Genomic DNA, 14,851 nt, shown 5'->3' on the forward strand with positions numbered 1-14,851 from the left:
CGGGGGATGCGGCGCGATGATCGTGTTCGATCTTGCCTGCGCGGAAAACGGCCATGTCTTTGAAGGCTGGTTCGGGTCGACCGAGGATTATGAAGGCCAGCGCGCCAAGGGCTGGCTTTCCTGCCCGATGTGCGGATCGGCGGATATCGGCAAGGCGGTGATGGCGCCGCGCGTCGCGGCCAAGGGCAACCAGCGTGCCGAAACGGCGCCCGTGCCGCTGGCCAATGACGGGCCGGGCAAGCTGCGCCAGATGATGGCGGCGCTGGCGGAGGCGCAAACCAAGGCGCTGGAAGGTTCGGACTATGTGGGCGAGCGCTTTGCCGACGAGGCCCGAGCCATGCATCTGGGCGAAGCCGAGCATCGCGCGATCCACGGCCAGGCGAGCATCGACGATGCAAGGGCGCTGATCGACGAGGGCGTGGCGGTTTCGCCGCTGCCATTTCCGGTGCGCGCGCCCGGCACGGACAATTGACCGGGGGCGTCTTTCGGAAAAGATGGAAGTCGACGGGGTCCGCGCCGCGCGTGATGGCCCCGTTGCCGGCATTGCCCAGGGAATTGCTGATCCTGCGCGCCATCGAAGGCAGAGCGAGGACCGGCGAGGCGACGGCGGAAGCCCGCTTCCAAGAGATTTTGAGGGGTTGAGCGGCGGGCGGCGTATCGACGGTGACGACCTGCGCAGGGAGAGTGGATATGAAGAGCCTGAAATTTCTGGCGGCCCTGTTGCTGATCGCGGCGCCGGCCACCGCGATCGCCGCGAACGAGATCCTCGTCCATCGCGATCCGGGCTGTGGCTGCTGCGGAAAATGGGCGGCGCAGGTGCGCGAACAGTTCGGGCGGCGCGTCGCGATGGTCGACGATCAGCGGCGGGCCGCCTTCCAGAAGGTGCGCGGCGTGCCGGCGGACCTTTCATCCTGCCACACCGCGATTATCGACGGGCTGGTGTTCGAAGGCCATGTGCCGATCGCCGACATGAAGCGCCTGCTGGCGCAGCGGCCCAAGGGCATCAAGGGGCTGGCCGTGGCGGGCATGCCGCTGGGTTCGCCGGGCATGGAAGTCGCCGGCGTGCGGCCCGAAGCCTATAATGTCATCGCCTTCGGGCCGGGCGTCCGCCGCGTCTTTGCCCGCCACGGGGGCTGACGCCGGCTGACCGCCGCGACCGGCCCATGCGATTGGGACGCGACAAGCGATGGCCTGTCGCGAAACCCGATTGTATAGACAGGTGATGACATCGTCCGCAGCGGCCCCGGCAACACAGGAAACAAGCACCAGCGGCGCGCCGCTTTATGCCGCGATCAAGGCGTTCATCGTCGATGCGATCAAGGCGGGGACGCTGAAATCGGGCGACCGCGTGCCTTCCGAGGCCGAGCTTGTCACCCGTTTCGGCGTGTCGCGGATGACCGCGAACCGGGCGCTGCGCGAATTGCAGAGCGTGGGCGTGCTGGTGCGGCGAAGCGGCAGCGGTTCGTTCGTGGCCGAGCCCAAGCCGATCGGGCACATGATCGAGATCCGCAACATCGCGGACGAAGTGCGCGCGCGCGGCCATGCCTATCGCGCGCGTGTCATCCAGAACCAGGCGGAGAAAGCGGCGCCCGAAGCCGCCGCCTTGCTGGGCGTGCCGGTGGGCACGCGAATCTTCCATTCGGTCATCGTCCATCATGAGGCCGAATTCCCGATCCAGCTTGAAGAGCGGTTGGTGCTGGCGTCGATCGCACCGGGCTATGCCGACATGGATTTCACCCACACCACGCCCAACGAATATCTGACCCGGGTGGCGCCGCTGGAGCGCGTGGAACATCGCGTCTCTGCGGCGATGCCGGACCAGCGGACCCGCCAGTTGCTGGGCATGGAGGAGCAGGAGCCCGTGCTCCGCCTTACGCGGCAGACGTGGAGCCGGAACCGGCTCGTTTCGCATGCCTGGCTGACGCACCCGGCGAGCCGGTTCGAGCTTTCGGCCAGCTTCGCCGTGGAAGCGGGCTGACCGAAGCCCTGATGCGGATGCCCTAATTCAGCTCAGGCGCTGGCCGGCCGTGCGCGGCGGCGGCGCAACCAGCGGAAATCGGCGCGGCTGAAGCTTTTGAACAACAGGTAGAAGCCGGTTCCCGAAAGCCACAATGCCCCGAACCCGACGAAGATGATGAAGGGGTGGTTGAAGCTCGTCCGGTTCACATAATCCATGTTGTGGAGCATCCAGAAGAAATCCCAGGTGCGCCACGTATCGCCCCGCATCACGAGGAAACGCCCGGTCTCGGCGGACACATAGGCGCTGCTATTGGCCGCGTCGGCGAAATCCACGCGCCACATCGCGCCCTTATGCTCGCGCGCCTCCAGATTGGCCTTGGCAAGCTGGCGGACGTCGCGGATCGGCGCGTCGTTCATCATCGAGGCGACGGTCCGCGCGGTATCGGCATCGATGGCTATCGCTTTCCCGTCCACCGCGTCCGCCAGCCGGATGCCGTTGGGCGTGTTCAGCTCATAGACTGGCCGGCCGGCGAGATCGCGCAGCGTTACCCCGGAAACCGGCCCGAGCCCGGCGATGCCGGCGGGATCGATCAGGGTGGTTTCGGCGGAGAGCGGATGGGCGTGGCCCATCGCGGCGCCGTGGCCGCCCACCTCGTCCTTGTCGAGCAAGGCCATCACCGATCCGCTCAAGGCCCACAGCAGGAACTGGAGGCCGAGCACCAGCCCCACCCATTTGTGGATCCGGCGGAACAGCAGGGTCGAAAGACGAATGCGCTTCATGCTGCGGTCTTCTTTTTCTTCTTGCGGCGCGGAAAGGACCAGATGAGCAGCCAGGCGCCGCTGATGGCCATCGCGAAGGTGCTCCAGGTGGCGACCCGAAGCAGCGGATTGTTGACGTCGCTGCGTTCGTCATAGTCCATGATGTGCAGCATCCAGGCGAAATCGAAGCCCCGCCACAAAGCATGGCGCCGCGACAGCAGTTCACCCGTTTGCGGCGACAGATAGAGTGTCGGCCGGTTCCAGCCGGCAAATTCGACCTGCCAATAAGGCGGCTTGCGGGCCTGCATTTCCTGCGGGGCGGTGGTCAGCAGCCGGACGGCCACGATCGCGCCGTCGCCGGTGTAGATCCGGCGGGCGAGCGCGCGGATCTCCTGTTCCGTCGGCGGTGCCAGCCGCGTGCCGCTGGCGGCATCGTAGAGCACCGGACCGGCGGGCGTTTCCGCCCGCCAGACAGGACGATCGAGGCGGCGCTGGAGGCGCACCTCGCTCGTCCCCGGTTCCGCCGCCACGATCCGTGACGGCGGAGTGAGGGCGGCAAGATCATAAGGCTGCACGACGGGCGCACGCACCAGATGGTCGCCATGGATCGTGTCGATATGGATCACGACCATGTAGAAGCCCGTCAGCGTCCAGAGGACGACCTGAAGCCCGACCAGCAGGGCAAGCCATTTGTGCGTGCGCCTGACGACGAGCGGCCAGCGTATCTTTGCCACGATCTGTTTCCCTGCCTCAGAACGCGGTGCGGACGCCGACATAGAAGCGGCGGCGGAGCAGATCGTAGGTCATCGTATCGGTGTTACCATCGGTGAAGCTCTGAATGTAGGGCGCCTTCTTGTCGAAGATATTGTCGACGCCGAGCTGGAACCGCGTCTTCTCGTCAATGCGGAAGGCAAGCTGCGCATTGTGGTAGAACACGTTCGGCGTGCGATAGCCGATGTCGCCGGGCGCGGCGTTGAAATCGGTCGCCTTGCCGATCCACTGGACCGACCAGGTGGCGCTGACACCGTCCTTTTCCGCATTCAGCACGCCATAGCCGCGCCACTTCGGATAGCCGCCATTGCCGCCGCCGATGAAGCCATCGAACTGGATCGGATCGCCGCCGGCGAAGGGATAGACGGTATAGTCGTTCAGCCAGGTGAGGTTGAGATCGAGCGATACCGCCACGTCGCCAATGGTGCGGTTGTAGACGAGGCCGAGATCGAGGCCGCTCATCTTTTCCCGCCCGGTATTGATCGGCTGCGCGGACAGGAAGTTCACTTCGCCGGTCAGCGGGCTGCGGGTGAAATCGTTACAGAAAGGGTGCGACAGATTGGCGCTGGCGTAACAGACGGCCAGCTTGGTCGATCCCGGAATGGCGCGGATCGCATCCTTGATGTCGATATCGAACCAGTCCGCGGTCAGCGACAGGCCCGGCACCAGCCCACGCGGCTGGATGACCGTGCCGATCGTCCAGGTGGTCGAGCTTTCGGGCTTCAGATTCTCGTTGCCGCCGACGGTGGTGAGGATGGTGTTGCCCAGCTGGACATAATTGGCCGGCACGCCCGACGCTTGGCAGTTGGCGATCAGCGTCGCATTGCCGCTGGCCGCGTAATGGCTGCACGGATCGGTCGTCGTCAGATTGCCTTCGGACACGCCGCCGAACAGTTCGGGCACATTGGGGATGCGGAAGCCCGTGCCATAGGTGCCGCGGAAGCGGATATCGTCGTTGACCACCCAGTCGACGCCGAGCTTGTAGTTCCAGTCGCTGCCGAACAGATCATAATCCGAATAGCGGACCGCGCCGTCCAGGGTGAGCGCCTTGAAGAAAGCGGTGTCGGCGAGCACCGGCACGGACAGTTCGAGATAGGCTTCCTTCGCCGTGCTCGAACCCGAGATCGGATCCTGCTGGTTGGTGTTGGCGACGCCCAGCACGGTGAACGGATCGGGATCGCGCCAGCCCTTTTCCTTGCGATAGACCGCACCCGTTGCGAACGAGACCGCGCCGGCGGGCAGCTCGAACAGGCTGCCGGTCAGATCGGCGGTGACGGTGGCCAGTTCGTTGCCGCCGCGATCGCGCGAGGTGAAGTTGATATAGTCGAGCACCTCTTGCGACACATCGCCGGCGCCGAGATAATCTGCGCACGGGATCGCGGCGCCCGGCGTGGTGCTGCACTTGGTGCGATCGAGCGTGTTGGCGACATTGGCGAGGTTGGCGACATTGGTCGAACCGTCGACCGCAGTGTTGCGTCCGAAGGCGCCGGAAACTTCCCAGTTCCAATCATTGGCCAAGGTGCCGCGCAGGCCGAGCGTGCCCTGCCAGGTTTCCGTCTTCTGGAAGAATTCGCGCGGCCCGCCTTCGACAAGCATGCGGCGCACGAGCACCAGATCCTGCCCGGTCGGGTTGGTCGGGTTGCTTGCCGAAATCGCGATGTTGCGCAACGTGCCCGGCGTCGCCAGCTGATCGCTCTTGCGGTGGGTGTAGAGGAATTCGCCGAAGGCCTGGATGCCATCGGTCAGCTGATAATCGCCGAACACCGCGGTGCTGATCCGCTCGATCGGGCTGACCGCATTCAGATAGCGCTGGATATTATGGTTGTGTTTGGCGCCGCTATACGGCTCGAAAAAGTCGCCATTGCCGCCCGGCGTCTGGTTGAAGTTGATCTGCTGGCCGTTGGGCAGCACCGCGCGGCCGCCGGGGGTGGAGGAGCTGTTGGTGCAGCTGAGCGTGCCCGCCGTAAGTTCCGCCAGCGAGCAGGGGGCGCGGCTGGCAAGGTTGACCGCTTCGGCCTTCTGATAGGTCGCGGCCGCCATGATGCCGCCGCGATCGTTGCGCGCGCCCCAGATCAGATCGGCGGTAAAATCGCCGCCGTCGCCGCGTTCGGTGATGCCATAGCGCGCGCTGACGCCCAGGCCTTCATAATCGTTGCGGGTGACGAGGTTGACGACGCCGGCCATCGCGTCCGCGCCATAGATGGCCGAGGCGCCATCCTTCAGCACGTCGGTGCGGGCGAGCGCGACCACCGGGATCATGTTGAGATCGGGCGACGAGTTGGCGCCGGTGCCGCCGGCGACGAGGCGGCGGCCGTTGAGCAGCACCAGCGTACGCTTGATGCCGAGGCCGCGAAGATTGACCTGCGCGGTGCCGTAGCCGTTGTTGGTCCAGTAAGCGGAGGTCTGGTTGCCGGCGAAGCCCGCATTGGACGGCAGCCGCTGCAGCGCGGTCTCGATATTGACCACACCGGTATTTTCAAGCTGCTCGGCCGAAACGACGGTGGCCGGGCCGACGCCCGCCAGATCCTGCCGGCGGATTCGTGATCCCGTGACGATGATCTCGCCGGAGCCGCCGCTGGCGCTCACCGTCGCATCGCGTTCCGCCTGCGCCACGGCCGGCGCCGAATATCCCCCCAATATGGTCGCGCTGAGCAGCAGCGCCGTCCGCTTGTTCATTCACTTGCTCCCTGTTTCCGTCTTTTTGTCGGCGGCAGAGAGCATCGGTTGTATATACAGGTCAACCCAGATTCTGTTTTATTTTTCAATATGTTAATGCGGAATCTCGGGAATGCAGCTGGCCCTATGAATACGCATCCAGTCGCCCCACCCCTCGCGTGGAACGAAATTTTTTGCCGTCAGGGCGGCATTTCCTGAAACACTGGCAAAGCCGCTGCCGCCCACTGAGCATCTTTCCGCCGCGTATGTCTTTGCTGGCGGCAAGGTCGATGGAACTGCACTGCCTGCGGCAGGCATGAAGGCCAGCAGGCCCGACGCGCGGGAATGCCCCCAGCCGCCGAGATGGCGCAACATTGCCGGGAGCTGGCTTTTGGCGCTCCGTTCGGTCTGGCGAATGCGCGGGGATATGATTGGGAAGGGGGGCCGGGATGACGGGCAACACCGTGCCCGAGATCCCCGTTCTTCGGTTCCGCTGCTCCGATCTCAATCCGATCGAGCGGGCATCCGCGAGGGCTGGTGGCTCGTCCGAAGGACCAGGGTCGGTTCCGTCGCGCGTTGGAGCCGCCGAGGCAACGTGCAAACAACGTCAGGGGCGGCGGATATAGTTCCATCTGACGCTCGGCGTGCCTTGCGGCAGACCGTTCTCCCGAGGGTCGTCAGGATCCATCATCGCTGCGCCGTCATGCCGAAGCGGGTTCAGCATGACGGCGCATGGCATCAGAATTGTGGCGCGATTTCGACTTCGAGGCCGTCGAACTCGGGCTTGAGCAGGATCTGGCAGGAGAGGCGGGAGGAGGGGCGGACCTCGACGATCTCGGCCATTCCTTCCAGCATATCCTGTTCATCCTCGATCGGCGCAGGCAGGCCCGCGCCGTTCGCGATATAGACGTGGCACGACCCGCACGAGCACATGCCCCCGCAGGTGCCGTCGACGCCGAGGCCGGCGTCGCGCAGCATCTCCATCAACGCCGAGCCCTCGACACCGTCGATCTGCTGGCGCTCTCCGTCGCGGGTGGTGACGTTGATGGTGATCATCAGACGATCTCGAACAGGCCGGCGGCGCCCATGCCGCCCGCGATGCACATCGACACGACGGCATATTTCACGCCACGGCGCTTGCCTTCGAGGAGCGCGGCGCCGACGAGGCGCGAACCCGTCATGCCGAAGGGGTGGCCGATGGCGATGCCGCCGCCGTTCACGTTCAGCAATTCGGGGTCGATGCCCAGCTTCTGCTGGCAGTAGATCGCCTGCGAAGCGAAGGCTTCGTTGATTTCCCAAAGGCCGATGTCCGACACCTTCAGGCCCGCGCGCTCGAGCAGCTTCGGCACGGCGAAGACGGGGCCGATGCCCATTTCCTCCGGCGCGCAGCCGGCGACCTGGAAACCGCGATAGATGCCGAGGATCGGCAGGCCTTCCTTCTCGGCGATGGCGCGATCGACGACGACCTGGGCGGCCGCGCCGTCGGAAAGCTGGCTGGCATTGCCGGCGGTGATGAAGCGGCCTTCCTTGACGATATCGCCATTCTTGAAGACAGGCTTCAGATTGGCCAGCGCCTCGGCGGTCGTGTCGCCACGAATACCTTCGTCACGATCGAGCGTGACGCTTTCCTTGCCGGTTTCGTTGCCTTCCTTGTCGAACAGCGCCTTTTCGACGGTGATCGGCACGATCTCGTCCTTGAAGCGGCCGGCGGCGGTGGCGGCACCGGCGCGCTGCTGGCTCAGCGCCGAGAAGGCGTCCTGCGCCTCGCGGCTGATGCCGTAGCGTTCGGCCACGATTTCGGCGGTTTCGATCATCGCCATATAGGCGTGGGGTTCGGCCGCGATCACCGCCTTGCTGCGGTTGCGATAGGTCATCGCATGCTTGTTGAGCGTCAGCGAGATCGATTCCACGCCGCCGGCGACGGCCGCGTCGATGTCGCCCGCGATGATCGAGCGCGCGGCAAGCGCGACGGCGGTCAGGCCCGAACCGCACTTGCGATCGAGCGCGAAGCCGGCGACCGACTGGCCGAGGCCGGCGGTCGCGGCGGTCAGCCGGCCGAGATTGTAGCTCTGCGTGCCGCTCTGCGTGCCGACGCCCAGGAAGATATCGTCGATGCGGGCGGGATCGAGGCCCGAACGCTCGACGGCGGCCTTGACGACATGGCCCGACATGACCGGGGCTTCGGTGTCGTTGAAAGCGCCGCGATAGGCCTTGCCGACGCCGGTGCGGGCGGTGGAAACGATAACGGCTTCACGCATGACTGATCACATTCCCTGCATGTTGTTGGGGCCGAAATAGGCCCGCATTTCGACGACCTTGCCGTCCTCGTTGAAGCGGAAGGTATCGATCACGTCGATCCGTGCCGTATCCTTGAACGCCAAAGCGACGGAAAAAGCAAAGGCGGCATGGTTGCCGGCGGTGCGGATCGGGCCTTCCAGCGTCAGCTTGGCGCCGGTCTGCATCGACGCGGTGTAGAAAGCGAGGATCGCGTCATGGCCGATATGGGCCGGCGAGCCGATCGGATCCTCGACCGATGCGTCGGGCGCGAACAGGGCGGCAACCGCGGCCGGATCGCTGTTGGCGAACGCGTTCACATAAGCGTGGACGGCGGCAACCATCTGTTCGTGCGTGGGCATCTCTCTCTTACTCCGGAAAGTAGCGGCCGATGGTATCGACGACGCAGGCCGGCTTGTCGCTGCCGTCGATTTCGATGGTGATGCGGACGACGAGCTGGATCGCGCCCTTGATCTCCTCCACGCCGACGATCTCGCCGACGCCGCGAATGCGCGAACCTTCGGGAACGGGGGCAAGGAAGCGGGTCTTATCCGTGCCGACATTCACGGCATGGACGAAGCCCTGCACGTCGATCAGCTGCGGCAGGAAGAAGTTGGCAAGGCTGAGCGTCAGATAGCCGTGCGCGATCGTGCGGCCGAACGGGCCGGTCTTGGCGCGTTCGGTATCGACGTGGATCCACTGGTGATCGCCCGTCACCTCGGCAAAGCCGTCGATGCGCTTCTGGTCGATCGTCAGCCAATCGGTCGGCCCCAGCTTGGTGCCTTCCTGGCCGACCAGATCATGCGGCTTGGCATAAATCCTGGCGGTCATCGCGTCAGGCCCTCTGGCTCGAAACCGAAACGACTTCGCCCGTCATGTAGCTGGCAAGGTCTGACGCCAGGAACAGCATGACGTTGGAGATTTCCCACACTTCGGCGGCGCGGCCAAAGGCTTCGCGCTTGGTGAGTTCGGCCAGCAGATCGTCCGTCGTCACCTTGGCGAGGAAGGCGTGCATCGCGATCGAAGGCGACACCGCGTTGATGCGGACGCCATGTTCGGCCGCTTCCACCGCCGAACAGCGGGTGAAGGCCATCACGCCGGCCTTGGCGGCAGCATAATGGGCCTGGCCCTTCTGCGCGCGCCAGCCGAGCACGGAGGCGTTGTTGACGATCGCACCGGTCTTGCGGCCCTGCATGTGCGGCAGGAAGGCGCGGGTCATGCGGAACACGCTGGTCAGCGTCACGTCCATCACGCGGTTCCACTGGTCGTCGGTCATGTCGACGACATCGACTTCGCCGCCGAGGCCGGCATTGTTGATCAGCACGTCGACATGGCCGAGCTGGGCGACGGCCGCGTCGCGCAGGGCCTGGACCTGCTCTTCATTGGTGACGTCGCAGATGTGCACGAAGGGGCGGGTGCCCACGGCTTCGGCGATCTTGTCGGCGGCTTCGTTCAGCCGGCGCTCGTGGAAATCGCTGATCAGCACGGTCGCGCCTTCTTCGGCCGCGCGCTTGGCGGTGGCGAAGCCGATGCCGGTGCCGGCGGCGGCGGTGACGACGACAGTCTTGCCCTTCAGCAGGCCGACGGGGGTGGGGTAAGCAGGAATGCTGGTCATGCGGGCTTATTCCGTATCGATGATGGCGCGGGCGACAAGCTCGCGCTGATGAGCAGGGGAGTCGAGCAGCGAGGCGGTGCCGCGCGCGCGCTTGAAGAACAGATGGGCGTGATGCTCCCAGGTGAAGCCGATGCCGCCATGGAGCTGGATGCCGTCCGCCGTGATGCGCAGATAGGCGTCCGAACAATAAGCGCGGGCCGACGAAGCCAGCGTTTCCATGTCGTCGCCATTCCGCTCGACCGCGTCGGCGGCCATGGCAGCGGCAGAGCGGGCGGCTTCCAGCCACAGCTTCATGTCGGCCATGCGATGCTTCATCGCCTGGAAGGAGCCGATCAGACGACCGAACTGCACGCGCTGCTTGGAATATTCCACCGTCTCGTCAAGCGTGCGGGCCATGCCGCCCACCTGTTCGGAGGCGAGGATGGCGGACGCGATCGCCAGCGTGCGGCGCAGCGCCGGGCCGGCCTGGCCGGCTTCGCCCAGGATCGCATCGTCATCCACCGCCAGATCGAGATCGACATGGGCGAGCGGACGGGTGAGATCGAGCGAGGTCAGCCCTTCGCGCTTCAGATTGGCGGCCGGCAGCGCGATCAGGCTGATGCCGTCCCAGCCCGTCGAACCCGCCGTGCGGGCCGCGACGACCAGCAGGTCCGCCGCTTCGCCGAAGGGCACGAAATGGGCGCGGCCGGTCAATCGCCAGCCGGCGCCGTCCTTGGTCAGAACCGGGCCGATCCCGTCGGGCAGCGGCTGGCCGGCGGCATCGCGCATCGCCAGCGTCGCGATCGCCTCGCCACGGGCGATCGGGGCGAGCAGGGTGGCCTGCTGCGCCTCGGTGCCCGCTTCGGCGATCGCGGTTGCCGCCAGCACGGCGGTTTCGAACCAGGGGATCGGCGCCAGCGTGCTGCCCAGTTCCTGCGCGATCAGCGACAGTTCCACCGGGCCGAGCCCGGCGCCGCCATTGGCTTCGGAGATGCCGATGCCGGCGAAACCCAGCTCGCCGGCGAAGCTCGCCCACAGCTCGCGGTCCCAGCCGGCGCCGTCGACGGCCTTGCGCAGCCGATCGAAATCCGCCTGGTCGCGCAGGAAATTCCGCGCGCTGTCGCGGATGAAGATCTGATCGTCGGTCAGTCCCGCGGACATGGGCTCAGGCCGCGCCGTAGACCGGCTTGGCGGGCTCGCGCTCCGCCATCAGCTTTTCGACGATCGGGCCAAGCTCGTCCGCGGTGAAGCGGGCGCCCTTGTCGAAATTGGGGCTGTCGGTCCAGCCCTGCGACAGGAAGATGTTGCCGCCCTTCAGCTCGAACACCTGGCCGGTCACCTTCTTCGATTGCTCGCTGACCAGATAGGCGACCAGCGGCGCCATGTTTTCCGGCGCGAACACGTCGAATTCGCCTTCTCCCACGCTCATGTCGAACGCGGTGGCGGTCATGCGGGTGCGGGCATTGGGGGCGAGCGCGTTGGCGGTGATGCCATAGCGCGCAAGTTCCGCCGCCTGGACCAGCGTTAGCGTGGCGATGCCGGCCTTGGCCGCCGCATAGGCGCTCTGGCCGATCGAACCCTGCAGGCCCGCGCCCGACGTGGTGTTGATGATGCGCGCGTCGATCGGGTTGCCGGCCTTCTGCTGGGCGCGCCAGTAATCGACCGCGTGGCGGCTGGTGCAGAAATGGCCACGCAGGTGGACGCGGGTCACCGCATCCCATTCTTCCGGCGTGCAGGAAACGAACATGCGGTCGCGCACGAAGCCGGCATTGTTCACCACCGCGTCGAGGCGACCGAAGGTCGAAACGGCGAGGTCGACCATGCGCTTGCCGGCATCCCAGTCGGCCACGTCGCCGGTGTCGGCCACGGCTTCGCCGCCCATCGCGCGGATTTCTTCGACCACCAGTTCGGCCGCGCCCTTGGTCGCGCCGTCTTCGCCGTGCGTGCCGACGCCCAGATCGTTGACGACCACCTTGGCGCCTTCGGCGGCGAGGCCCAGCGCATAGGCCTTGCCCAGGCCGTTGCCGGCCCCCGTCACGATCGCCACGCGCCCTTCGCAAATGCCCACGTTCAATTCCTCCGTATCAATCTCAGTTCGACCGCTTGAAACGCACCGCGCGTGCGCCGCCTTCGGGGCGGCCGCGTCCGGGTTCCATCGCGGTCAGGGGTTCGCATTCGACGAGATCCGCGAGCGAGCGGCGGGCAAGGCGGACATATTCGCCATCCTCACCCATCCGCCAGAACACGTTATCCGCCGGGATTTCCTTCACCACCTTCGCAGGGTTGCCGGCGATCAGGCTGCGCGCCGGTGCCCGCATGTCGGATTTGACCAGGCTCAGGGCGCCGATCAGGCTGTCCTCGCCGATCTCCGCATCGTCGAGGACGACGCTGTTCATGCCGACGAGCACGTTCCGGCCGAGCCGGCAGCCGTGCAGCACCGCGCCATGGCCGATCGTGCAGCCGAAACCGACGATGCAATCGCTCTCCGACGAGGTGTGCAGCGTGCAATTGTCCTGCACGCTGGCATTGCCTTCGACCAGCACGCGCCCGAAATCGCCGCGCAGCGACGCGCCCGGGCCGATATAGCAGCCCGGGCCGATCACGACGTCGCCGATCAGCACCGCAGTGGGGTGCAGATAGGACGCCGGATCGACGACCGGAACCAGTCCTTCGAAGGCGTAGACGGGCATCAGAGCCTTTCGATGATGGTGACGTTGGCGAGGCCGCCGCCTTCGCACATCGTCTGCAGGCCGTAACGGCCGCCGGTGCGCTCCAGCTCATAAAGCAGCGTCGTCATCAGCTTGGCGCCGGTCGCGCCGAGCGGGTGGCCGAGCGCGATCGCGCCGCCGTTGACGTTCACCTTCGACAGATCGGCGTCGAGATCCTTCGCCCAGGCAAGCGCCACGCTGGCGAACGCCTCGTTGATTTCGACCAGATCGATGTCCGACAGCTTCATGCCGGCCTTGGCCAGCGCATGCTTGGTCGCCGGGATCGGCGCGGTCAGCATGAAGATCGGGCTGTCGCCACGCACGGTGAGGTGGTGGATGCGCGCGCGCGGCTTCAGGCCGTGGGCCTTCACCGCCGCTTCGCTGGCGATCAGCACGGCGGCCGCGCCATCCGAAATCTGGCTCGACACGCCGGCGGTGATCAGGCCGCCTTCGCGCACGGTCTTGAGACCGGCGAGCCCTTCCAGCGTGGTGCCGCGACGGACGGTTTCGTCCATCTTGAAATCACCGACGGGCACGATCTGGCTGTCGAAACGGCCTTCGTCGATCGCGCGTTCGGCGCGGGCGTTGCTCTCGGCCGCGAACACTTCCATGTCCTGGCGGCTGATGCCCCAGGTCCTGGCGATCTTTTCGGCCGCGTAGATCTGGTTCACTTCCTCGTCGCCATAGCGGGCAGCCCAGGCCGGCGAACCGGAGAAGGGCGTTTCAAAGCCATAGGCCTGGCCGGCATACATGGCCGCCGAAATCGGGATGGCGTTCATGTTCTGGCAGCCGCCGGCGATCACCAGATCCTGCGTGCCGCTCATCACGCCCTGCGCCGCGAAGTGGATCGCCTGCTGCGACGAACCGCACTGGCGGTCGATCGTCACGCCCGGCACCGCTTCGGTGTAGCCGGCGGCGAGCCAGGCGGTGCGGCCCATATTGCCGGCCTGCGGGCCGATCGCGTCCAGGCAGCCCCACACGACGTCGTCAACGGCGTCGGGGTTGATGCCGGTGCGCTCGACGATCGCCTTGATCGGGATCGCGCCCATATCGGCCGGGTGCATGGCAGCCAGGCTGCCCTTCTTCTTGCCGGTGGGGGTGCGGATGGCGTCGACGATATAGGCTTCAGGCATGGATCATCTCGCTTGCGAAGGTGCGATCGGGACCAAGATCGATGCCGCCGCCGATCACGGCGTCATCGATGCGCTTCAGGTGGAAGGTACGATCTCCCCACGCACCGGCAAGGGCCCAGGCGCGCTTCATCCAGAAATGGAGATCGACTTCATAGGTGTAGCCCATGGCGCCATGGATCTGGATCGCGGTTTCGGCGGCGAAGATCGCGGCGTCGGTCGCGGCCAGCTTGGCGTGGCTGATATGGATGGGGGCACGGGCATGGCCGTTCTGCAGCGCATAGGCCGCGCGCCACAGCACCGGCTTGGCGAATTCCACCTTCACCGCAACCGAAGCGGCATGGTGCTTCACCGCCTGGAACGAACCGATCGGCTGGCCGAACTGTTCGCGCTGCTGGGCATAATCCACGGACAGAGCGAGCATCCGGTCCGCCGCGCCGATCAACTGGGCGGCCGACATCAGGGCGGCGAGGTCGAGCAGCAGCGGATCATTGCCGCCCAGCGCGCCGCGCGCCGAAAGCCGGCGCAGCGGATCGACCGAATCCATCACCACGGGGGACGACGCGACATCGGCCAGCGCGCCGTTGGAAAGCACGGCGCCCGCCTGATCGAGATCGGCGATCCACGGGTTCACGTCATGCGCAAGCGCGACCTTGAGCTCGCCTGCGGCGATGTCGCCCAGCCGGTCGGTCTGGCCCTTGGCGGCAAGCCACGGGGCGGCGACGAAGGCGGTGTCGACGATCGGTTCGCTGACATCGGCGCGGCCGAGTTCGACCGCGATCAAAGCGGCTTCGACCAGACCCATGCCGAGCCCGCCCTGATCCTCGGGCACGAGCAGGCCGGCGAGACCCATTTCGACCAGGCCGTTCCAGACCTGGGGGTCGCGATTGCCATGTTCGTCCAGCTTGCGGAGCAATTCGGGCGTGTGCGTGCCTTCGAGATATTCGCGCACGCTGTCGCGCAGCGTGATCTGATCCTCGGTGAAGCGGAAATCCATCGAG

16 protein-coding genes are annotated in these 14,851 nt (G+C 66.0%); 3 read left to right on the forward strand and 13 right to left on the reverse strand.

All coding sequences use genetic code 11. The features are described 5' to 3' along the window. Positions 1-16 precede the first annotated feature (16 nt). The 3 genes from CHB74_RS04815 to hutC all read left to right on the forward strand — a co-directional run bounded on the left by CHB74_RS04815 (position 17) and on the right by hutC (position 1,978). Positions 17-472 carry a DUF1178 family protein gene (locus CHB74_RS04815; RefSeq protein ID WP_089218470.1) on the forward strand — a complete coding sequence of 152 codons (456 nt, stop codon included), beginning with the start codon at positions 17-19 and terminating at the stop codon, positions 470-472. Positions 473-690: 218 nt separating this feature from the next. Beyond that, positions 691-1,137, forward strand: coding sequence for a DUF411 domain-containing protein (locus CHB74_RS04820; protein ID WP_089218471.1), 447 nt, complete (start codon positions 691-693; stop codon positions 1,135-1,137). A gap of 85 nt (positions 1,138-1,222) precedes the next feature. Beyond that, positions 1,223-1,978, forward strand: coding sequence for a histidine utilization transcriptional repressor HutC (gene hutC, locus CHB74_RS04825; protein WP_089218472.1), 756 nt, complete (start codon positions 1,223-1,225; stop codon positions 1,976-1,978). 32 nt (positions 1,979-2,010) lie between these two features. Here the strand turns inward: hutC and CHB74_RS04830 are convergent, their stop codons facing one another. The 13 genes from CHB74_RS04830 to CHB74_RS04890 form a co-directional block, all read right to left on the reverse strand. After that, on the reverse strand, positions 2,011-2,739 hold the full coding sequence (locus CHB74_RS04830) for a PepSY domain-containing protein (RefSeq protein WP_089218473.1): 729 nt from the start codon (positions 2,737-2,739) through the stop codon (positions 2,011-2,013). Continuing rightward, entirely contained in the window at positions 2,736-3,452 is a 717-nt protein-coding gene (locus CHB74_RS04835; RefSeq protein WP_245842627.1) for a PepSY domain-containing protein, read from the reverse strand. The genes CHB74_RS04830 and CHB74_RS04835 overlap by 4 nt, the downstream gene beginning before the upstream one ends. A gap of 16 nt (positions 3,453-3,468) precedes the next feature. Continuing rightward, a complete protein-coding gene (locus CHB74_RS04840; RefSeq protein WP_089218475.1) occupies positions 3,469-6,165 on the reverse strand; it encodes a TonB-dependent receptor domain-containing protein in 2,697 nt (898 codons plus the stop codon). A 717-nt stretch (positions 6,166-6,882) separates the two neighbouring features. Then, the gene (locus CHB74_RS04845) at positions 6,883-7,200 is read right to left on the reverse strand and encodes a 2Fe-2S iron-sulfur cluster-binding protein (RefSeq protein WP_089218476.1); all 318 of its coding nucleotides are present in this window, start codon (positions 7,198-7,200) and stop codon (positions 6,883-6,885) included. Beyond that, positions 7,200-8,402, reverse strand: a complete 1,203-nt coding sequence (locus CHB74_RS04850) for a thiolase family protein (protein ID WP_089218477.1) — start codon at positions 8,400-8,402, stop codon at positions 7,200-7,202. The genes CHB74_RS04845 and CHB74_RS04850 overlap by 1 nt, the downstream gene beginning before the upstream one ends. A 6-nt stretch (positions 8,403-8,408) precedes the next feature. After that, positions 8,409-8,780 (reverse strand): nuclear transport factor 2 family protein, encoded by a 372-nt coding sequence (locus CHB74_RS04855; protein WP_089218478.1) that lies wholly within the window; start codon positions 8,778-8,780, stop codon positions 8,409-8,411. Between the two features lie 7 nt (positions 8,781-8,787). After that, a complete protein-coding gene (locus CHB74_RS04860; RefSeq protein ID WP_089218479.1) occupies positions 8,788-9,249 on the reverse strand; it encodes a MaoC family dehydratase in 462 nt (153 codons plus the stop codon). Between the two features lie 4 nt (positions 9,250-9,253). Then, complete coding sequence (locus tag CHB74_RS04865; protein WP_089218480.1) at positions 9,254-10,033, reverse strand: SDR family oxidoreductase; 780 nt, start codon at positions 10,031-10,033, stop codon at positions 9,254-9,256. Between the two features lie 6 nt (positions 10,034-10,039). Then, positions 10,040-11,173: an acyl-CoA dehydrogenase family protein gene (locus CHB74_RS04870; protein WP_089218481.1), complete on the reverse strand. Its 1,134-nt coding sequence runs from the start codon at positions 11,171-11,173 to the stop codon at positions 10,040-10,042. Positions 11,174-11,177: 4 nt separating this feature from the next. After that, the gene (locus CHB74_RS04875) at positions 11,178-12,080 is read right to left on the reverse strand and encodes an SDR family oxidoreductase (protein ID WP_089218537.1); all 903 of its coding nucleotides are present in this window, start codon (positions 12,078-12,080) and stop codon (positions 11,178-11,180) included. A 22-nt stretch (positions 12,081-12,102) separates the two neighbouring features. Then, entirely contained in the window at positions 12,103-12,702 is a 600-nt protein-coding gene (locus tag CHB74_RS04880; protein WP_089218482.1) for a gamma carbonic anhydrase family protein, read from the reverse strand. Further along, positions 12,702-13,853, reverse strand: a complete 1,152-nt coding sequence (locus CHB74_RS04885; RefSeq protein ID WP_089218483.1) for an acetyl-CoA C-acetyltransferase — start codon at positions 13,851-13,853, stop codon at positions 12,702-12,704. Before CHB74_RS04885 ends, CHB74_RS04880 begins: the two co-directional genes overlap by 1 nt. Then, positions 13,846-14,847 carry an acyl-CoA dehydrogenase family protein gene (locus CHB74_RS04890; RefSeq protein ID WP_089218484.1) on the reverse strand — a complete coding sequence of 334 codons (1,002 nt, stop codon included), beginning with the start codon at positions 14,845-14,847 and terminating at the stop codon, positions 13,846-13,848. The genes CHB74_RS04885 and CHB74_RS04890 overlap by 8 nt, the downstream gene beginning before the upstream one ends. Between the last annotated feature and the right edge of the window lie 4 nt (positions 14,848-14,851).

It is taken from the genome of Edaphosphingomonas laterariae (assembly GCF_900188165.1).
In the GTDB taxonomy this organism is placed as follows: Bacteria; Pseudomonadota; Alphaproteobacteria; order Sphingomonadales; family Sphingomonadaceae; genus Sphingomonas_E; species Sphingomonas_E laterariae.

Bases quoted from the DNA above. Each gene is read 5' to 3' on its own strand.
- hutC (WP_089218472.1), top strand. From the start codon at position 1,223: ATGACATCGTCCGCAGCGGCCCCGGCAACACAGGAAACAAGCACCAGC.
- CHB74_RS04830 (WP_089218473.1), bottom strand. From the start codon at position 2,739: ATGAAGCGCATTCGTCTTTCGACCCTGCTGTTCCGCCGGATCCACAAA.
- CHB74_RS04890 (WP_089218484.1), bottom strand. From the start codon at position 14,847: ATGGATTTCCGCTTCACCGAGGATCAGATCACGCTGCGCGACAGCGTG.
- CHB74_RS04865 (WP_089218480.1), bottom strand. From the start codon at position 10,033: ATGACCAGCATTCCTGCTTACCCCACCCCCGTCGGCCTGCTGAAGGGC.
- CHB74_RS04885 (WP_089218483.1), bottom strand. From the start codon at position 13,853: ATGCCTGAAGCCTATATCGTCGACGCCATCCGCACCCCCACCGGCAAG.
- CHB74_RS04840 (WP_089218475.1), bottom strand. From the start codon at position 6,165: ATGAACAAGCGGACGGCGCTGCTGCTCAGCGCGACCATATTGGGGGGA.
- CHB74_RS04850 (WP_089218477.1), bottom strand. From the start codon at position 8,402: ATGCGTGAAGCCGTTATCGTTTCCACCGCCCGCACCGGCGTCGGCAAG.
- CHB74_RS04815 (WP_089218470.1), top strand. From the start codon at position 17: ATGATCGTGTTCGATCTTGCCTGCGCGGAAAACGGCCATGTCTTTGAA.
- CHB74_RS04860 (WP_089218479.1), bottom strand. From the start codon at position 9,249: ATGACCGCCAGGATTTATGCCAAGCCGCATGATCTGGTCGGCCAGGAA.
- CHB74_RS04870 (WP_089218481.1), bottom strand. From the start codon at position 11,173: ATGTCCGCGGGACTGACCGACGATCAGATCTTCATCCGCGACAGCGCG.
- CHB74_RS04820 (WP_089218471.1), top strand. From the start codon at position 691: ATGAAGAGCCTGAAATTTCTGGCGGCCCTGTTGCTGATCGCGGCGCCG.
- CHB74_RS04845 (WP_089218476.1), bottom strand. From the start codon at position 7,200: ATGATCACCATCAACGTCACCACCCGCGACGGAGAGCGCCAGCAGATC.
- CHB74_RS04855 (WP_089218478.1), bottom strand. From the start codon at position 8,780: ATGCCCACGCACGAACAGATGGTTGCCGCCGTCCACGCTTATGTGAAC.
- CHB74_RS04880 (WP_089218482.1), bottom strand. From the start codon at position 12,702: ATGCCCGTCTACGCCTTCGAAGGACTGGTTCCGGTCGTCGATCCGGCG.